Origin of the sequence: Mycobacterium sp. SA01 (assembly GCF_041287105.1) — a bacterium.
In the GTDB taxonomy this organism is placed as follows: Bacteria; Actinomycetota; Actinomycetes; order Mycobacteriales; family Mycobacteriaceae; genus Mycobacterium.
This window is the reverse complement of the sequence record NZ_JBGGNO010000021.1, coordinates 345011-362270: the sequence shown is the minus strand read 5'-3', so window position 1 is coordinate 362270 and position 17260 is coordinate 345011. Positions and strand designations below refer to the sequence as shown.

General features: G+C 65.7%; 18 protein-coding genes. 13 read left to right on the top strand and 5 right to left on the bottom strand.

Features of this window, described 5'->3' with window-relative positions:
- Positions 1-159: 159 nt before the first annotated feature.
- Positions 160-786, bottom strand: a complete 627-nt coding sequence (locus AB4879_RS25750) for a stage II sporulation protein M (protein WP_370509832.1) — start codon at positions 784-786, stop codon at positions 160-162.
- A 100-nt stretch (positions 787-886) separates the two neighbouring features.
- Here AB4879_RS25750 and AB4879_RS25745 point away from each other — a divergent pair, with 100 nt between their 5' ends.
- On the top strand, positions 887-1468 hold the full coding sequence (locus AB4879_RS25745; protein ID WP_370509831.1) for a TetR/AcrR family transcriptional regulator: 582 nt from the start codon (positions 887-889) through the stop codon (positions 1466-1468).
- Here the strand turns inward: AB4879_RS25745 and AB4879_RS25740 are convergent.
- The gene (locus AB4879_RS25740) at positions 1461-2048 is read right to left on the bottom strand and encodes a TetR/AcrR family transcriptional regulator (RefSeq protein WP_370509830.1); all 588 of its coding nucleotides are present in this window, start codon (positions 2046-2048) and stop codon (positions 1461-1463) included. The two genes, AB4879_RS25745 and AB4879_RS25740, sit on opposite strands and share 8 nt — an antisense overlap.
- A 144-nt stretch (positions 2049-2192) precedes the next feature.
- Between AB4879_RS25740 and AB4879_RS25735 the strand changes: the two genes are divergently transcribed.
- On the top strand, positions 2193-2681 hold the full coding sequence (locus AB4879_RS25735) for a DUF1348 family protein (RefSeq protein ID WP_370509829.1): 489 nt from the start codon (positions 2193-2195) through the stop codon (positions 2679-2681).
- 21 nt (positions 2682-2702) lie between these two features.
- A complete protein-coding gene (locus tag AB4879_RS25730; RefSeq protein ID WP_370509828.1) occupies positions 2703-2912 on the top strand; it encodes a hypothetical protein in 210 nt (69 codons plus the stop codon).
- Between the two features lie 37 nt (positions 2913-2949).
- Here AB4879_RS25730 and AB4879_RS25725 read toward each other — a convergent pair whose 3' ends face one another.
- A complete protein-coding gene (locus tag AB4879_RS25725) occupies positions 2950-4491 on the bottom strand; it encodes a phospholipase D family protein (RefSeq protein ID WP_370509827.1) in 1542 nt (513 codons plus the stop codon).
- Positions 4492-4569: 78 nt separating this feature from the next.
- On the opposite strand from AB4879_RS25725, the gene AB4879_RS25720 reads away from it, so the two are divergent.
- The 5 genes from AB4879_RS25720 (at position 4570) to AB4879_RS25700 (ending at position 7824) form a co-directional block, all read left to right on the top strand.
- Entirely contained in the window at positions 4570-5043 is a 474-nt protein-coding gene (locus tag AB4879_RS25720; protein WP_370509826.1) for a polyketide cyclase, read from the top strand.
- A 68-nt stretch (positions 5044-5111) separates the two neighbouring features.
- Complete coding sequence (locus AB4879_RS25715) at positions 5112-5846, top strand: DUF5666 domain-containing protein (protein WP_370509825.1); 735 nt, start codon at positions 5112-5114, stop codon at positions 5844-5846.
- A gap of 42 nt (positions 5847-5888) precedes the next feature.
- Positions 5889-6290: a type II toxin-antitoxin system VapC family toxin gene (locus tag AB4879_RS25710; protein ID WP_370509824.1), complete on the top strand. Its 402-nt coding sequence runs from the start codon at positions 5889-5891 to the stop codon at positions 6288-6290.
- An 89-nt stretch (positions 6291-6379) separates the two neighbouring features.
- Positions 6380-7168: a DUF1906 domain-containing protein gene (locus tag AB4879_RS25705; RefSeq protein WP_370509823.1), complete on the top strand. Its 789-nt coding sequence runs from the start codon at positions 6380-6382 to the stop codon at positions 7166-7168.
- A gap of 86 nt (positions 7169-7254) precedes the next feature.
- Complete coding sequence (locus AB4879_RS25700; protein WP_102806163.1) at positions 7255-7824, top strand: HD domain-containing protein; 570 nt, start codon at positions 7255-7257, stop codon at positions 7822-7824.
- A gap of 184 nt (positions 7825-8008) precedes the next feature.
- On the opposite strand, the gene AB4879_RS25695 is transcribed toward AB4879_RS25700, so the two are convergent.
- Complete coding sequence (locus AB4879_RS25695; protein ID WP_370509822.1) at positions 8009-8800, bottom strand: SDR family oxidoreductase; 792 nt, start codon at positions 8798-8800, stop codon at positions 8009-8011.
- Between the two features lie 212 nt (positions 8801-9012).
- On the opposite strand from AB4879_RS25695, the gene AB4879_RS25690 reads away from it, so the two are divergent.
- From AB4879_RS25690 to AB4879_RS25670, 5 genes are all read left to right on the top strand, one after another.
- Positions 9013-11388 carry a putative bifunctional diguanylate cyclase/phosphodiesterase gene (locus AB4879_RS25690; RefSeq protein ID WP_370509821.1) on the top strand — a complete coding sequence of 792 codons (2376 nt, stop codon included), beginning with the start codon at positions 9013-9015 and terminating at the stop codon, positions 11386-11388.
- Between the two features lie 37 nt (positions 11389-11425).
- Positions 11426-11869, top strand: a complete 444-nt coding sequence (locus AB4879_RS25685; RefSeq protein ID WP_370509820.1) for a thiol-disulfide oxidoreductase DCC family protein — start codon at positions 11426-11428, stop codon at positions 11867-11869.
- A 75-nt stretch (positions 11870-11944) separates the two neighbouring features.
- Entirely contained in the window at positions 11945-12343 is a 399-nt protein-coding gene (locus AB4879_RS25680; RefSeq protein ID WP_370509819.1) for a Zn-ribbon domain-containing OB-fold protein, read from the top strand.
- Positions 12344-12375: 32 nt separating this feature from the next.
- A complete protein-coding gene (locus AB4879_RS25675) occupies positions 12376-13587 on the top strand; it encodes a thiolase family protein (protein ID WP_370509818.1) in 1212 nt (403 codons plus the stop codon).
- A gap of 204 nt (positions 13588-13791) precedes the next feature.
- Positions 13792-14922, top strand: coding sequence for an FkbM family methyltransferase (locus AB4879_RS25670; protein WP_370509817.1), 1131 nt, complete (start codon positions 13792-13794; stop codon positions 14920-14922).
- A 25-nt stretch (positions 14923-14947) separates the two neighbouring features.
- On the opposite strand, the gene AB4879_RS25665 is transcribed toward AB4879_RS25670, so the two are convergent.
- Positions 14948-17209, bottom strand: coding sequence for a putative bifunctional diguanylate cyclase/phosphodiesterase (locus AB4879_RS25665; RefSeq protein ID WP_370509816.1), 2262 nt, complete (start codon positions 17207-17209; stop codon positions 14948-14950).
- Positions 17210-17260: the final 51 nt, after the last annotated feature.

Genomic DNA, 17260 nt, shown 5'->3' with positions numbered 1-17260 from the left:
CTATCGGGACTGAACCCTACTCTCCAGTGAGGGAAGAGTTGGTATCGAGTGGGTGGAATCACAGCGCGGGGCCATCCGCCCGCGCGAGCTCACCCTTTGCAGCTCGCGCCACTCCCCTTGCGGGCGAACCGGTTTCGTGTGCGCACGTAGCGCCTTCCGCTACAGCAGCCAGTCAGCCAGCGGGTGTACGAAGTAGCGCAACGAGAACGCCTCGTACATTGCACCGACGACCAGCAGGGCCAGCGCCGGCAGCGCCAGCCAAGCGAGATCCTGCAGCCCACGAAGATAGCCCTGGCGGCGGCTGTCGGCGCCGACGGTGCGGGGGCTCACCCAGCCCCTGCCGAGCAGATAGACACCCAGCAGCATCAGCAGGTAGGCCTGAAGTTCGACGACCACTGTCAGCGTGTGCGGTATCAGGGCCACCCAACCGATATCGGTCACCGGGACGAGCGTCATCCCCGTCGTCACGGCCCAATAGGCGAACAGCGCGACACCGGCGAACGGCACGATCAATGACGGCGCAACGATGGTCAGCGCGCCCATCCGGAGTGTGTTGACCGCAAGGATCGTCAGTGCGAACAGCCAGGGGTTGGTGATCAGCGACTGGACGAGATCGGCTGTCCCGTCATCCTGTAACCGTCTGTGCTGCGCCTCGCTGAGATGCGGGAAAGCCAGCCCGAGCCCGAAGCCGACGAGAAGCACCCCGTAGACGCCCACATTCGCCACCAGGTAGGCCCTGGCATTGTCGGCGACGATGCGGAACGGGCGCCACTGTCGGATGGTCATACGGTCCTCTCGCCCTGCACTAATACACTGTATTAGTCAAAGGTAACACAGTGTGCTAGTACAGTGAGCTGCGCGGGATCCCCGCCGAAGGAGGACCCCCATGCACGCGAGAGAACGCATTCTCACAGCGGCGGCCGAGATGATCGCCGAAGACGTGACCACCACTCTCAGCGTTCGCGCGGTCGCGGCGCGCGCCGGCGTGAGCACAGGATCGCTGAGATTCCACTTCCCCACCCAGCGCGCGCTCCAGGATGAAGTGCTCACCAGAATTTATGAGCACTTCATCCCCGACGATCCGATCCGCGACTCGTCTCGGCCGGCACGGGACCGGTTGGTCGACTGCCTACGGCAGGTGCTGTCAGCGGCCGGGGTCGGTGACGAAGCCCGAAAGGCTTGGGGTGCTGCGTATCAGCACTTCATCGCACCCGAACCTGACGATAAAATCCGTTCGGCGTATCTCGCGCACGAACGTGCGTCGGCAGGTCGTGTCGAGTACTGGCTGGGCGTGTTGGCCGACGAAGGTGCGCTTCCCCGAGAGGGTTTCGCACAGAAGGTGCGGTTCCTACTCACCGTTCTCAACGGTCTATCTGTACAACGCGCGCTGCCGTCCGCAGAATCGGTTCTGCAGACAGAAACCGAGACGCTCTACACCGCTGTCGACGCGGTGCTGGGGGCTAACTAGCGCGGCCCAGCGTCGACGAGATCGTCGCCAGTGCTTTCACCGCCGCTGTGGCGTCACGCTGATACTGCGCATGCACGACGGCGCCATCAAGTGCCACGCCGAGCGCCTGCGCCGTCCGGGTTCGATTCGCCCCCGGCGGAAGCGTCTTCTTGATCGCCGCGACCACGTCTGCCTTGTGCCGTGCCGTGATGGCGTGAACCTCGGGCAATTCGGCGCCGAGCTCGCTGACGCTGTTCAGGAACGCGCACCCACGGAACGAGTCTGCCGTCAGCCATTCCTCGACCGCAGCTACCACCGGGGGTCGGCGACGATTGCCTGCGTGGCGATCGAGAGCATCGACAAACCAGTCCATCCAACGACGATGTCGCAGTTCCAAATACGCAACGATCAGTGCGTCTTTGCTCGGAAAGTGGCGATAGAAAGTCACTTTGGTGACGCCGGCTTCCGCTATCACCTTGTCGATACCGGTCGCCCGAATTCCCTCGCGGTAGAACAGTCGGTACGCGGTGGCCAGTATCCGATCCCGGGCCGGGAGGGCCGGCAGATCGACGTCCGGATCAAGAGTCTCGGCGATACTCACTCTGCGATTGTAGACAGATCTGTCCACATATGCACCATGCCCATGTAGACAGAGTTGTCTACATGGGTTACGGTTTCGGTCATGTAGACAGCTTCGTCTACATAGGCATCCCACTCGATCAACCCAAGAAAGTGAGAGACGACCATGACGACGGCCCCTGCCACGACGTCCAAGCCTCCAGTTCCACCGTTCACTGATGAACTCGCCGTTCAGAAGGCCCGGCTGGCTGAGAATGCCTGGAATACCTGCGATCCGCAGGTTGTGGCGCAGGGATATTCGGTGGACAGCGTCTGGCGTAACCGGTCCGTGTTCGTGACGGGCCGTGCACAGATCGTCGAGTTCTTGAGCGGAAAGTGGGACCGCGAACACGAATACCGACTCATCAAAGAGCTGTGGGCGCACAGTGACGACCGCATCGCGGTCCGCTTCGCCTACGAGTACCACGATGATTCTGGTCAATGGTTCCGGGCCTACGGCAACGAGAACTGGCTCTTCAATGAGTACGGCCTGATGACACATCGTCACGCCAGCATCAACGATCTACAGATCGACGACAGTGAGCGAAAGTTCTTCTGGGACCGGAACGCGCCCCGGCCGGCAGATCATCCCAGCCTGTCTGACCTCGGCCTCTGACCATTTCGTAGGCTTCACTGCGTGCACAACGTGATCCTGGCCAGTGCCGCGTCAACGGCGGCGCTGACGGTTGGACTGGCGGTCTATGCGGCATTGATCTTCGCCGGCATCGCGGTGGCCATCTACGACGTACGTCGACACCGGCGAGGCCGGGCGATCGCCGCCACGGTGATGGTCGGGATGCTGACCCTCGCCGGGCTGGTGATCGCGATCTTCAGCAGCGTCGCGTGAACGCCCCCAGTGAAATCCCGGCGCCCCCTACGCCGCTCTACAGCCGATCACGCAGCCGGTCGCGATACGAGCGCCCGTCCGGGTCGTAGATCGCGCGGTACAAGGGTTCTGCCCACACGCGGGTTCGCCAACTCAGGCGCTCCGGCCGGTGCGGCCGCAGGCGGCCCGGTGGCCTCTCCCCCTGGCATCCTGACTGGTACCACCCCTCCAGCGCCTCGGCCGCGGCGGTGATGTCACGTATCGCGGTGACCGGGTCGGTCAGATTTCCGTCCTGGCTACCGTCGGCCGGCCGGTCCAAATGCTCACGTAATAGCCGCAGCCTGAGGTCGCGTGCGAACGTTCCTTCGGAATCGATTACAGCACAGGATAATTCGCTGTCATGGGTCCATGACCGCCGATTGAGGTTGTCGCTGCCGACGCAAGCCCAGATGTCGTCGATCACGCAGACCTTCGCATGCACGTACACCGGTGTCCCGCGGTGATTCTCGACATCGAAGATGTGGACGCGCTCGGCACTCGCGGCCTGACATGTCGCAATCGCCTGCCAGCGGCCGACCAGATTCGGCGGCAGGTCCAATCGGCCGTCGACGTCAGGATGGCGCGGAATGACCGCCACCAGATGCAGATCCGGGTTCTCGCGCAGTGCCTGCGCGAACAATGTGGCCACTCGTGCCGACCACAGGTACTGGTCCTCGACGTAGATCAGGCGGCGGGCTCGGGGTACCACCTTGTTGTACGCACGCGCGATGCTTCTCTCTCCGCGGGGTGCGAAGTCGTACCGGAAATGTGCGTCCGGGTAGGTACGCAGAACCTGTACGGCATGGGGTCCGCATTCCGGCGGATCCGGCGGCTGATCCGGCAGCCGTCCCGGCGAAAGGTCGGCGCCGCGTAGCTTGTCCATCACCCATGCCACCGGCGACAACGCGTCGAGCGGCGTGCCGTCGTTCCAGCGCTCCCGAAATGTGGTGTCGAGGGCGCCGACGGCCGGACCGCGGATCTGCAGTTGTACGTCATGCCACGGCGGAGTGCTCCCATAGATATCGGCCATCTGCACCGCCTGGGGGTCGCCGTTGTGCGACTCGTCATCGCGGCGGGAATGGCACAGGTCGATGCCACCGGCGAACGCGATATCCCGTTGCGGCGCTTCAGGATGCCGAATCACGACCAATTTCTGGTGATGCGAGCCGCCGGCCCGCACGCGCTGGTCCAGCAGCACTTCGCCCCCTGCCGCTTCGATGGCCTCGCCCAGGTGCTCGTTCTCCTCCTCGCTGTACTGGAACTTGTCCAGATGCGACCGCCACACCAGCCCCTTGACCACCACCCCCCGTTGCGCGGCCTGACAGAACAATTCGCGGATCGTCGGTCCGCCGTCGCGCAGGAGTTCGTCGGGATCGCCACGCCAGTCGGTGAAGAAGACATAGTCACCCGCCTGCAGCGCCTCCACCTCGGCGGCGAGTCGCTCGAAATAGGTGGCACCGTGAATCAAAGGTTCGACGCGATTACGCTCCGACCACGCCGGTATCCGGGTGGCAGGGTTGCCCCGCTCATCGCGGGTCAGGAACCATTCGGCGGGCGTCACCACGCCCTTCAAGTGCCCGTTCGCAGTTCGGGCTACACCAGGGCCCTACTGTCGTCCCGCGCGTGACAGGATCGATCCGTGAGCGAACGCATCGAGGTTCAACGACTCATCCCCGCGCCTGCCGCAGACATCTTCGCGGTGCTCTGCGATCCGCAAGGGCACGTCGCGATCGACGCCACCGGCATGCTGCAGGACGCCGACGGGTCGTCCGTCCGCGCGGTCGGCGACAGCTTCGTCGTGCACATGGATCGTGAATCGCTCAACGACTATCCGTTGGGCAAGTACGACGTCACCGTGTCGATCACGCAGTTCGAACAGGACACGCTGATCGCCTGGACGATTTTCGGCCAGCTGAAGCCCGATATCGGGCACGTGTACGGCTACCGGCTGGAGCCCGCGGATGGCGGTACGGCGGTCACGTCGTTCTATGACTGGTCCGACATCGACCAGCACTGGCGCGACGCCAAGATCTTCCCGATCGTCGGCGAGCCGGCACTGCGCGCGACACTCGGCATCCTTGAGCGGGCCGTGCGGCGAGGCTATCCGCGGTAGCCGCAACGCACAGCTCACTCATGCGGGCTGTAAAGGGCAGTCCAAGTTCGGCGGCCGACTCTGAACGCATGACTCTCACCGTTCCGGTATCACTGACGCGTCGGCATGCGGTGCCGATCCTGATCGGCCTCACCGCACTGTCGCTGGCGGCATGCGGGTCCTCTCCCACCGCCGCGACCTCCTCCACACAAGCAGCGGGGTCGACGAGCGCGACGGCGCCGGCGACCTCGGGTTCCGCACCGTCGAAAGGCGGTGGCAAGGACCACGTGTCGGGTTTGATCACGTCGGTCAACGGCGGCACGGCCGTGGTCACCGACAAGAACGTCACGTCCAACGTGGGCTTCACCTCGGCGACGAAGGTCTCCGAACTGACCCCGGCCGCGGTCACCGACGTCACCGTCGGCAGCTGTGTTTCTGTGCGTCCGGCCCGCGGCAGCAACCCGGCGCCGGACGGTCCGGTGACGGCGGCGGCGATATCGGTCAGCGCACCGAGAGACGGCCAATGCTTCGCAGGCGCCCGTCAACAGGCCGGTTCCGCGGGTCACGGTGGCGTGCGCGGCACGGTGACCTCGGTCAGTGGCAGCACGCTGGTCGTGACGGCGGCGGGGAGCAACACACCCACCAACGTCACCCTGGCCGGCACCACCACCTACACCAAGCGCGCTGCCGCCGACGTCCAGGCGATCGCGCAAGGAATGTGCGTCACCGCGCGCGGCACCAAGGATGGCGGCGGCACGCTGCAGGCGACCATGATCGGCCTGCGGCCGGCCGACAACGGCAGTTGCCCGGCGATGAACCGATGAGCTGTTCCTGCGCATAGAGCAGGGCCGTGCGACGGTGTTCCGATGACAGTCTTCGTCGTCGACGCACAGGTGGCCATCGACCTCGCGACCGGCGGACAGGCCATTGCGCCGGAACACAGCCTCACCGCCCCAACCCTGCTCCGCTCACAGGCGCTCGCACTTGTCTACAGCTCGGTGCGCCGTGGCGACTACGACGAACGGACCGGGCGGAAGATTCTCGACGATATCCGGGGACTTCGAATCCGCCTTCTCGGTGATCGAGCGCTGCAGGATCGTGCGTGGCGGATCGCCGCCACGCTGAACTGGCCGGACACCTATCGCTCCGAGTACATCGCATTGACGCAGCTGCAAGCAGACGCACTGGCCACCGCCGATGAGGAACTCGAGGCAGCGGCAGGCGCATTCGTCGAAACCGTCTCCCCCGCCGCGATTCTGCGGCCCTAGCGTAACGATCGAAGCTCATCTTGACCTGAAACAGACAACAATCAGCGTGGGAACACCGTTCACGGCAGTCACATCGTTAACATCGCGCGATGCACGATTTGCCCCCGGCCGCAGGCCGTCCGGTCACCCGGCGTGACGCGTTGCGCTTCGCCGGCGCCGTGGCGGGCCTCGGTGCCGCATCGCTGGGCTGGGGCACGCCGGAGGCCGCCGCCGCGGCCCCCACCCTGATCGACTTCGCGGCCAAACAGATCCCCGCCCAGCACATCCGTGCCGCCGGCCACTCCGGGGTGGTCAACTATGTCTCGACCTCACGGCCGGGCTCGTCGTTCGGCGCCAAGCCGATCACCCTGCCCTACGCACAGTCGCTGACCGCCGCGGGTCTGGTGATCGTCAGCAACTACCAGTACGGAAAGCCAGGTGGGACAGCACCGTCGGACTTCCTGCGCGGTTACGCCGGCGGTGTCGCCGACGCACGCACCGCCTGGCAGCTGCACACCGCGGCCGGCGGCGGCCAGAGTGCCCCGGTATTCTTCACCATCGACGAGGACATCAATCGCGACACATGGAATCGCGTTGCACTCCAATGGTTTCGAGGGATCAACTCGGTGCTCGGTGTCCAGCGCACGGGGGTCTACGGCGGTATCGACGTGTGCCAGTGGGCGTTGGCAGACGGCGTCATCGGGCGGTCGAGCACGCCTGGCCGCGCGTGGGCCTGGCAGACCAAGGCGTGGTCCGGCAACCGGGTGCACCCCGCCGCCGTTCTCTACCAGCGCATCGTGAGCACCGCGTCGAACCCCGGCCCTTTGGTCGGCGGCCTGGAAGTCGACGTCAACGACGTCCTGGCCTCCGATGTCGGCCAGTGGAACCTGCATCCGTGACGGCATCTGCGCGCGATCGTCGCGTCACCTAGCCGAAACACGCCCCGGCTAGGTTGGGCCGGACGCCGTCCCGAGAGGAGCCGACGATGAGCGCGCCGACCCGGGCGACATACCGCACCATGGCCGAAGGCACCGCGCAGGACTATGCGCTGATCGAGCGGGCCGAAGCGGCCAACAACGCCGGACTGGTGGACCGGGTGCTGGCCCTGGTGGAAGCCCTGGCCGAGGGACAGCAGGCCTACCCGATCAGCCGCCTCGATCATTCCCTGCAATCGGCGACCCGCGCCTTCGAGGACGGTCGCCCGCCCGACTACGTCGTGGCGGCCCTGCTACACGACATCGGCGACACCTATGCGCCCCATGCGCACGGGGCGTTCGCGTCCGCCGTCATAGCGCCGTACGTCTCCGAACAGGTGGCCTGGATCGTCCGGGTGCACCCCGAATTTCAGCAGTACTACTACGCGCCGCACATGGGCGGCTTCCGGGACGCCCGGGAGCGGTATCGCGGGCACCCGTGGTTCGGCGACGCCGTGGAGTTCTGTGAAAGCTACGACCAGAACTGTTTCGACGCGCAGTTCGAGCACCGGCCGCTTGAGTTCTTCCGGCCCATGGTCGAGGACGTCTTCGCCCGCGAGCCGTGGCTCGCGGCACGCTGATTCAGGCGGCGTCCTGGGCGCTTGCGCAGGATGCGCAGTCGGGGCTGTCGATGTCGAGTTGCCCGCAAGCCGGGCAGATGAACGGAATCATCAGGTTTCCTTCGTCTCGCGGTCCGACGTCGGCTGTCGACGCTGGCGGATTCTTACCCCGCGCCGTCACGCTCGAAACGTCGTCGCCTTGCCGCTACCGCAGGGTGCGTTGGTAGCGGCGCATACCGGCGATCCAGCGCTCGTAGTCGGCGCCTTTCTGCCGGTACATGGTCAGCACCTCGGGGTGTGGCAGCACCAGGAACGTCCCGTCGACGATCGCCTGAACCACGAGGGCTGCCACGGTGTCCGGACTGATCACCTCGCCCGCACTGGTGACCGCAGAGCCGGCCACCCGGATCTCTTCGTCCGGCGAGTCGGACATACCCCGCAGCAGCGGGGTGTCCACCCCCATCGGGCATAGGCAGCTCACACCAATCCCGTTGTCGCCGTATCGAATCGCCAGCCATTCGGCGAACCCGACGGCAGCGTGCTTGGTCACGCTGTAGGGGGCGGCGCCGAGTTGGGTGAGCAGACCGGCGGCCGACGCGCTGACGACGAAGTGCCCACTGCCCCGCGCAACCCATTCCGGCATGACTGCCTTGGCCGCCCGGATGTGCGCACGCAGGTTGATGTCGATGATCCGGTCCCAGGCGGCTTCGTCGTCGCCGAGTCCGGCTTCACCGGTGATACCGGCGTTGGCGACGTAGATGTCGGTCCGCCCGAACGCCCCGCGCGCGGCGTCGAGCAGGGCGGCGATTCCGTCCCGGCTCGAGGCGTCCGCCGCCACCCCGACGCCACCGATCATCGCAGCGGTGTCAGCCGCCGAAGCCGCGTCGATGTCGCCGACCACCACCGAGGCGCCGCCCGCTGCCAGGGCCGCAGCGACAGACCTGCCGATGCCGGAGCCCGCTCCGGTGACCACCGCCACCGCATTGTCGATGTCCACGGGCACATGTCTAGCGCACGGGACGGAGGTTGCGCGTCCAGCCACCCACACGTTGAAAAGCTGAAACGTTGCTGCTGATGCAGCAGCGGGTGTTTAGACCAGCTTCTGACCGGTGGTTTGCCTTTGTACTCCTTTGCACGTCCGCTATTCTGGCTGCGGCTTCACGTTGTCCCGGAGAGTTGTGCCACCGGGCGGTGCAGGAAGGGGCCGCGATGCCCAAGACCGCCCGGGTCGCGATTGGTACCTCGGTGATCTTCGCGACCTTCGTGGTCTGGATTCTCAGCGGGCGATCACACGGTGATGCTGTCAAAGCCGTCGACGACATCGTGTTCGTGCTGCTGACGGTTCCCGCTTCGGTGTTCACGGCCCTGGCGGCGCGAGCAGTGCACGGGAGGCTGCGGGCCGCGTGGGTTGCGATCACGATCGGGATGGTCGGCTGGGCACTCGGCGAGATCCTGTGGACCTATTACGAGCTCGCTCTCGAGGAACCCCCGTTCCCCTCACTGGCCGACGCGGCCTATCTGATCATGCCGGTCGGCTTCGGCGTGGGTCTGCTGCTGTTCCCCGCCGACAGCGGCCAGTCACGGGCCAGGACACTGCTCGACGGGGTGATCGTGGCCGGGTCGCTCTTTCTGGTGAGCTGGGTGACGATCCTGAACCCGATCTACTCAGCCGGCTCGGACGGCGCACCGGCGGTGATCATCTCCCTGGCCTACCCGCTATCGGATGTGGTGGTCCTGACCATCGCGGCGATGGCGTGGCTGCGCGCTGCCGACGATCAGCGCGGGGTGTCGACGCTGTTGACCATCGCGATGGTTGTCATTGCTTTGTCCGACAGCGGCTTTGCCTACCTATCGGCGAAGAACGACTACTCCAGCGGAAACCTTATCGACATCGGATGGGTTGCCGGCCTGATGCTCATCATGGTGGCGGCGACCGCCAGCCGTGACGAGGTTCGCCGGCCCCGCGTACGCGCCAGCCTGGCCGGCTGGGCTCCGGTCTGGTTCCCCTACGCGCCACTTCTCCTGGCCGGCATCGTCGCCGCCGCCGAGCCGGCCACCGTCTTCCAAACCCCGTTGGTAGGGACGGTCGGAACGCTGCTGATGCTCGCGGTTCTGGGCCGCCAGTATCTGGCGGTTCGGGAAAATCGCCGACTGCTCGCCACCGTCGCCGAACAGGCGCTCCGTGATCCGTTGACGGGCCTGGCCAACCGCGCGATGTTCTCCGACCGACTCCAGGAGGCGATGCAGCGCCGCGAGCGGGACAGCGGGGCGGTGGCGCTGATCATCCTGGACCTGAACGATTTCAAGCTTGTCAACGACACACTCGGTCATCCAGCCGGCGATGAATTGCTGAACCGGGCCGGTGAACGAATCCTGGGTTGTGTCCGCAACAGCGACACCGTGGCCCGCCTGGGCGGCGACGAGTTCGTCGTCCTCGTCGACGACGACCAGCTGCACAAGCACGCCGACCTGATCGCCCAGCGGGTGGCCGAGTCCTTCGACAAGCCGTTCGCCATCGATGGCCAGGAATTGTTCATCCGACCCAGCGTCGGGCTGGCCGTCGCGGGCGCCGACGAACCCGAGGTATCCGCCGAAGAACTGGTCAAACGCGCAGACACCGCCATGTATGCGGCCAAGAAGACCCGCACCAACGGTGTGCACCGGTTCACCCCCGATCTGCAGGTGGCCACGTCCCCCGACGACGGCCTGGTCCACCGGTTGCGCAGCACACCGTCCACCGAGGATTCAGCCGCGGCCCAGCTGTTGGGTGAGCTGCGCCAAGCGATCGACTCCGTCGAGCTCACGCTGGCCTATCAGCCCAAGTTCGACCTCCTCACCGGCCACATGGTGGGTGTCGAGGCCCTGGTGCGCTGGCCGCACCATCGGCGCGGGCTGCTTAGTCCCGACGAATTCCTGCCACTCGTTCGCCATCACGGGCTGATGCGCCCGGTCACCGATCTGGTGATCAACACCGCACTCGACGCTGCGCGGGGGTGGCATCAGGCCGCGGTGCATCTGCCGATCGCCGTCAACATGTCGGCACCGCTGCTTGCCGATCCGCATCTGCCCGCCCGCATCCGTCGGGCGCTGGCGGACCGGAACCTGCCCGCCAGTGCGCTGACCGTCGAGATCACCGAAGATCTGGTGCTCGGCAACATCGACGGCACTCGGGAAGTTCTGAACCAGTTGCGCCGCAGTGGAATTCGTATCGCCATCGATGACTTCGGGACTGGCTACTCCACCCTGTCCTATCTGTGCGAGCTGCCGGTCGACGAGGTGAAGCTGGACCGGCGGCTCGTCGTCCAGATTCTGCACGATGCCAGGGTGGCGACCGTGGTCCATGCGGTGATCACGCTCGCTCACGAACTGGGCTTGATCGTCGTCGCCGAGGGTGTCGAAGACGCCGACGTCGCCGCGCGCCTCATCGAGTTCGGCTGCGATGTGGTGCAGGGCTTCTACTTCAGCGTGCCCTTGTCAGCCGACGACGTGTTGCGGATGGTCACCGATGCGCCGGAACCCCTCGGTGCCGGAACCCCTGTGACGTCAGGAACAGAACGGACCTGCGCCCGGCTCGATTTGGGATGATGAAGGCCGAATCGCGGCGTTGGCAAGGGAGGTCGTGATGACACCGGCAGACAACTCCCCCACCGCGCCGGTACTGCTCTACGACGGTGTGTGCGGGGTCTGCAACAGCGCGGTGCGCGCCATTCTTCGACACGACCGGCGCGGGACTCTGCGCTTCGCGGCGTTGGACAGCGACTTCGCTCGCGAGATCATCGCTCGGCACCCCGAGCTGGCCGGTGCGGACACCGCGGTCTTCGTCCGCGACGCCGGACGACCCAGCGAAACCGTATACCTGCGCTCGACGGCATTACTGCAGGTCGCGGCATATCTCGGCGGCTGGTGGCGGTTGACACTGACGGCGTACGCGATCCCGCGGGCCGCGCGCGACTGGCTCTACGAACGGTTCGCCGCCGTGCGTTACCGCATCGGCGGCCGGCATGACACCTGCCCGATCCCGACAGCAGAGGTGCGCAACCGCTTCCTGGACTCGGCCTACGGCTGAGCTGTCGGCACACCCGCTCAGTCGAGGCCGCCGCCCCTTCGCTAGCGTCACAGGGACCTACGAACGGAGGTTCACATGGCCGAGCGCATCCCGATGGTCGACTACCTCGTGCTCGACGACGGTGAACCCCATCTCGTGGCCCATGAATGCACGGCGTGCGGCGCCCGATTCTTCGACCGGCGCAACGCCTGCGCCAACTGTTTCGCCACGGATTTTCGGACCGTCCCCGTCGCAACCGAAGGCACGGTGCGCACGTTCACCATCGTCACCTTCGCCGCACCGGGCGTGCCCGTCCCCTTCGTCGCGTCGGTCATCGACTGCGACGGCACGCAAGTGCGCGCCAATCTCGTCAACGTCGAACCCGATCCCGAACACGTCCACGACGGCATGAAGGTGCGGCTGAGCACCTACTCACTCGGCGCCGACGCAGAAGGAACCGAGGCCATCGGCTTCGGCTTCGAGCCCGTGGCCTGAGTCCCGCCACCACACCGTTCCAAGGAGATGCCATGAGTGCCAGCGACGACATTTTCATCCTCGGTATCCGGATGACCAAATTCGGCAAGCATGCCGATAAGGACACCGTCGACCTGGCCGCGGAAGCCGCGATGGCCGCGCTCGCCGACGCCGGCGTGACCATGGCCGACATCGGCGTGCTGGCCGCCGGCAACCTGATGAACGCCAGCGCCGGCATCGGCCAGCAGCTGCAGAAGCAGATCGGCCAGACCGGGATCCCGGTGTACAACGTGGCCAACGCGTGCGCCACCGGGGCCACCGCGCTGCGCACCGCGATCATGGCGGTCAAGGCCGGCGAGGTTCGCTACGGCATGGCGGTCGGCGTGGAAAAGCTCTCGGGCGCTGGACTTCTCGGCGCAGGCGGTCGCAAAAAGGACGACTCCGACGTCTGGCAGCCGGCCGGGCGCTTCGGCGCCGTCGCACCGATCGACGGGCGCATCGGTACCGAGGCCATGCCCGGAGTGTTCGCCCAGATCGGCACCGAATACGGCCACAAGTACGGCGGCACCAGTTTCGAGCTGTTCGCGAAGATCAGCGAAAAGAACCACGCGCATTCGACATTGAATCCGCTTGCGGCCTACCAGAAGCGCTTCACGCTGGAGCAGATCATGAACGACGTCATGATCGCCTACCCCAACACCCGCCCGATGTGCTCGGCCAACTGTGACGGCGCTGCGGCAGCGATCGTGTGCAACGGGGAAACCCTCAAAACACTGTCGGCAGAACAACGTCGGCGCGCGGTGAAGGTGTCGGCGTCGGTGCTGACCTCCGACCCCTACGAAGAGGGCTGTCAGGTACTTCCGAACGTCAATACCCTGACGCGCAACGCCGCCGCCACCGCCTACGAACAGGCCGGCATCGGGCCCAGCGACCTCGACCTGGTCGAGCTGCACGACTGCTTCGCGACCGCTGAACTGGTCCACTACGACAACCTGATGCTGTGCGAGGAAGGCGGTGCCGCCGACTTCTTCAACTCCGGCGCCACCTGGCGCGACGGCTCGACGCCGGTCAATGTGTCCGGTGGGCTGCAGTCCAAGGGTCATCCGATCGCGGCGACCGGCATCGCCAACATCTGGGAGATCTGCCACCACCTGCGCGGCGAGGCCGGCGATCGTCAGATCGAGAACGCCAAGGTGGGGCTTGCCCACGTCATCGGGCTCGGGTCGGCGTGCGGTGTCCACATCCTGGAGAAGTCCGCGGCCTGAGCGCTGGGCGGAAGCGCGGCAATATAGGTCCAGAATTCTCCGGAAACAAGCCCTGCGACTACTGCATTTGGTGACCGTTCGCCCCGGCAGATTGCAGTAGCGCCACGCGCGCTCATAAGCTTACGTAGCTGTCAATTCTCTGATTAGATCCTGGTGATCTGCTTGTTGATTGACCGGGGGTTGTGAGCAGTGAAGCGTTCTCGGGTGCGTCGACATGCCGCCAAGACCGATGGTCAGCCGTACAAATGGTTTGGCGCCTGCTCCGACTCCGTGACGTTCGGAGTCGGAGCGGTGATAGTCAGCGGATCAGACGTCGCTCACCCCGGCAACACGGTGCCACACCCGACCGACCGACCGACGCGATACGCGCTTGCGCTGCGTTCGGTCGCGCAATTGCTGCAGACACCGAAGAAATCAGTTCCCTTGGCCGAGAAAGTGTTTCGCAGCGCACTTCTCATTCCGGTCTTCGCGGTGCTGTCCCTCATGCTGCGGGCCCGGACGTGGATGGGTCGCATGATTCCATTGCTGGGTCGAACGAGCTTTGGTGCGACGCTGCCATGTCGGGTTCCTGACATCATCGGTACCTACATCTGGGTGTTCCAGGAGTGGGAACCCGATCTGACGCGATTCATCGCGAGCCGACTCGGGCGCGGCGACGTCTTTGTCGACGTGGGAGCGAATATCGGCTACTACACACTGCTGGCGGCGCGCTCCATGGGTTCCGGTGGCGCCACCGTCGCCGTGGAGGCGTCACCGGCGATGTTCGATGACCTGCGGCGCAACGTCTCCGCCGATCAATGCGGTGATCGCGTTCGACTGGTGAACAAAGCGGCGGCGGCGGAACCAGGAACGCTGACGGTGTTTGCCGGTCCGGCCGGCAACGCCGGAATGACGACAACGCTGGCCACTCGTGGTCTGGACATCGAGTCGACTGTCGAGGCCATGCGCCTCGACCAGATGCTGACCAATGCCGAGATCGCGTCGATCCGGCTCATCAAGATCGACGTCGAGGGCGCCGAACCCGACGTTCTGGGCGGGATGGGCGATCTGATCGAATCGCTTCGACCCGACGCCGAGATCGTCGTCGAACTATCGCCGCAGTGGTGGCCCGACCCGGATCTGCGACCGATCGACGTGCTGCGCCCCTTCATCGACGCCGGATTCAACGTCTACGAGATGACGAACAGCTACAGCGCATGGCGTTATCTCTGGCCCAACGACGTGATCAATCCGCCACGGTTGCGCGATGATCTGACTTCGCGAGTGGCGCGGCTGGAAGTGGTGCTGTCCAGATATGACGGTGACTATCTGCCGATCATGCCCGAGGACCCCTAACACCCACGCGCCGCACAGCAATCGGCTACCACGCGGTCAACGGCACCCCGATATCGGACAGCTCTTTCGCCCGCCCGAACAGGTGGCCCTGGGCCAGGCCGCAGCCGGCCAGGAATATGGTCTCCGCCTGGTCGGCGGTTTCGATGCCTTCGGCGATGACGTTGAGACTCAACGCTTCACATAGTCCGATGACCGACCGGTACAGGGTGAGATTGCGCGCCGGGTCGACACCCAGAGCGAGGCCGCGATCCAACTTCACAATCTGTACCGGTAATTCGTGCAGATACGTCAGCGAGTTGTAACCGGCGCCGAAATCGTCCAGAGCGACCCTGATACCGAGATCGTTCAACCGCCTGATGGCCGCCGCTCCCTCGGCCAGGTCGACGATCGGAACGGTCTCGGTGATCTCCAGAACGAGCCGGGCGGGGGGCAGCCCGTGCCGAGCGAGCGTGCGGCTGATGATGCCTTCGAATTCCGCGCTGCCGAGGCGCGCCGCACCGATGTTCACGTGGACGTCCACGTCCAGGTCCGCCGCCGCGATCTGCGCGCAGGCCTGATCCAGGACCAACGAATCCAGTTGTGCCCCCATGCCGTTGGCTTCGGCCAGCGAGACGAACGTCTGCGGAGGGATCTGCATCCCGCTCGGCGTGGTCCACCGCGCCAGCGCCTCCACCGCGACCGGCGTGCCGTGCGGGAGTGCGACGATGGGCTGATATTTCAGTCGGAAGCCCTGCGGGACTCCGCCCTTCGCCTGGCGGAGTGCCGTCGGGAAATCCTCCGACACGCTGAACGGCGGCCGGTAGACCACCGCGGTGTCCTTGCCCATTCGTTTGCCGGTGTACATCGAGATGTCGGCCTGCCGGAGCAGATCGTCCGACGTCGGCGGCAGACCGTGATGCCCCGGGCTGACGAGGCCCATGCTTGCCCGTACCCGGATCGACGTCCCGTGCACCGAGAACGGAGTCCGAAGTGCGAGTCGCAGTTGGTCGGCGACGATCTCCGGTGCTCCGACCTCGCCGGCGATCAGGATGGCGAACTCGTCTCCCCCGATACGAGCGAGTGTGTCGTCGCGTCCCAGGCAGCTGCGCAGGCGGGCGCTGATCGCGCACAGCAACTCGTCACCGGCCGCGTGCCCGAACCGGTCGTTGACCTCCTTGAAGTCGTCGATGTCGACGAAGATCAACACGAACGGCCCATCCCGGATCGCGTCGTCCAGCCGCTGCGCCAGCAGCAATCGGTTGGGCAGATTCGTCAACGCGTCATGATGCGCTTGATGAGCGAGGCGGCGCTTGGCGTCGACGAGCTGCGTTGTCAGCACCCGCTGGATGCGCATCGCAACCAGATAGCGGGTCGCCACCAGCAACGCCAGGGCGAGATAGGTGGACGCGAAGAACATGTCGATGCCGCGGCCGACGAGGACCTGGAACGCAAGGAGGGCAGTACTGCCCATGAAGCCCACATAGGGCAAGGTCAGCTGCGCCCAGTTGGTCGGCAGTTCGTTCTCGGGGCGGGGGCGCGGCGGCAGTTCGAGCAGGCTCCACGCAATCAGCAGCGGCCCGAACACGAATCCGGTGCCGATCCATAGATCCAGGTTCGTCACCTCGACGCTGCGCAGGTAGGCCAACAGCCGATCAGCGGAGACGAGGGTGATCACCGCAGCCGCGATCAACATGTAGTTGGCCCGCCCCAGGCGGTACGGCGGGTACCACATCGCGAGCAGAACAGCGACCATCACCACGACGAGTTCCACGATGGCGATGCCGAAAATGACCGCGGTATTGGTCGATCGCGGTAATGCACTGCTGTCCACAGCCCCTGGCCGGGCCAGGTAGATGAACTGAGCGAACGACAGTGCGCTGATCAGTCCGTCGAGCAGGGTGGTGAAGATCCGTGGCCACGCCGGCGCTCGGCGGGGCAGGTCGTGGTCGCGGCCTGCGCGGATCAGCAGGACCATCGCCGCGCAGAAGAAGAACGCGCCGACGAAATAGCCGGCCACGGTCAACCACGGCGCGGGCGCATTCCGGTCGGCGTGCCCGGTCAGCTGCCACAGGAGTTCGGCCCCCAGGAAGATCGCGACCGCGGCGAGCAGGGTCGTCCGCCACCACCGCGACAGCCCGGTCACTCGCGGGATCACGGCGAGGCCGACCACCAAGGCGGCCACACCCACGATTGCCTCGAGGGTGAATTGGACCCGTAGCGCCGTCGCCACTCCCCACAGGCCGAGCGCATTGAACGCTGCCGCGGCGACGACCGCGGCAGACAGCCCGCAACGCAGGCGGCGACTCACAAGCGACAACGCGCTCCCCTCCAGCCCGCGGCGTCGACCCTCCACAGCGTG

What these genes read in the sequence shown, in the direction of transcription:
- AB4879_RS25750 (WP_370509832.1), bottom strand. Translation starts at nt 786, where the DNA reads ATGACCATCCGACAGTGGCGCCCGTTCCGCATCGTCGCCGACAATGCC.
- AB4879_RS25745 (WP_370509831.1), top strand. Translation starts at nt 887, where the DNA reads ATGCACGCGAGAGAACGCATTCTCACAGCGGCGGCCGAGATGATCGCC.
- AB4879_RS25735 (WP_370509829.1), top strand. Translation starts at nt 2,193, where the DNA reads ATGACGACGGCCCCTGCCACGACGTCCAAGCCTCCAGTTCCACCGTTC.
- AB4879_RS25715 (WP_370509825.1), top strand. Translation starts at nt 5,112, where the DNA reads ATGACTCTCACCGTTCCGGTATCACTGACGCGTCGGCATGCGGTGCCG.
- AB4879_RS25710 (WP_370509824.1), top strand. Translation starts at nt 5,889, where the DNA reads ATGACAGTCTTCGTCGTCGACGCACAGGTGGCCATCGACCTCGCGACC.
- AB4879_RS25705 (WP_370509823.1), top strand. Translation starts at nt 6,380, where the DNA reads ATGCACGATTTGCCCCCGGCCGCAGGCCGTCCGGTCACCCGGCGTGAC.
- AB4879_RS25700 (WP_102806163.1), top strand. Translation starts at nt 7,255, where the DNA reads ATGAGCGCGCCGACCCGGGCGACATACCGCACCATGGCCGAAGGCACC.
- AB4879_RS25690 (WP_370509821.1), top strand. Translation starts at nt 9,013, where the DNA reads ATGCCCAAGACCGCCCGGGTCGCGATTGGTACCTCGGTGATCTTCGCG.
- AB4879_RS25685 (WP_370509820.1), top strand. Translation starts at nt 11,426, where the DNA reads ATGACACCGGCAGACAACTCCCCCACCGCGCCGGTACTGCTCTACGAC.
- AB4879_RS25680 (WP_370509819.1), top strand. Translation starts at nt 11,945, where the DNA reads ATGGCCGAGCGCATCCCGATGGTCGACTACCTCGTGCTCGACGACGGT.
- AB4879_RS25675 (WP_370509818.1), top strand. Translation starts at nt 12,376, where the DNA reads ATGAGTGCCAGCGACGACATTTTCATCCTCGGTATCCGGATGACCAAA.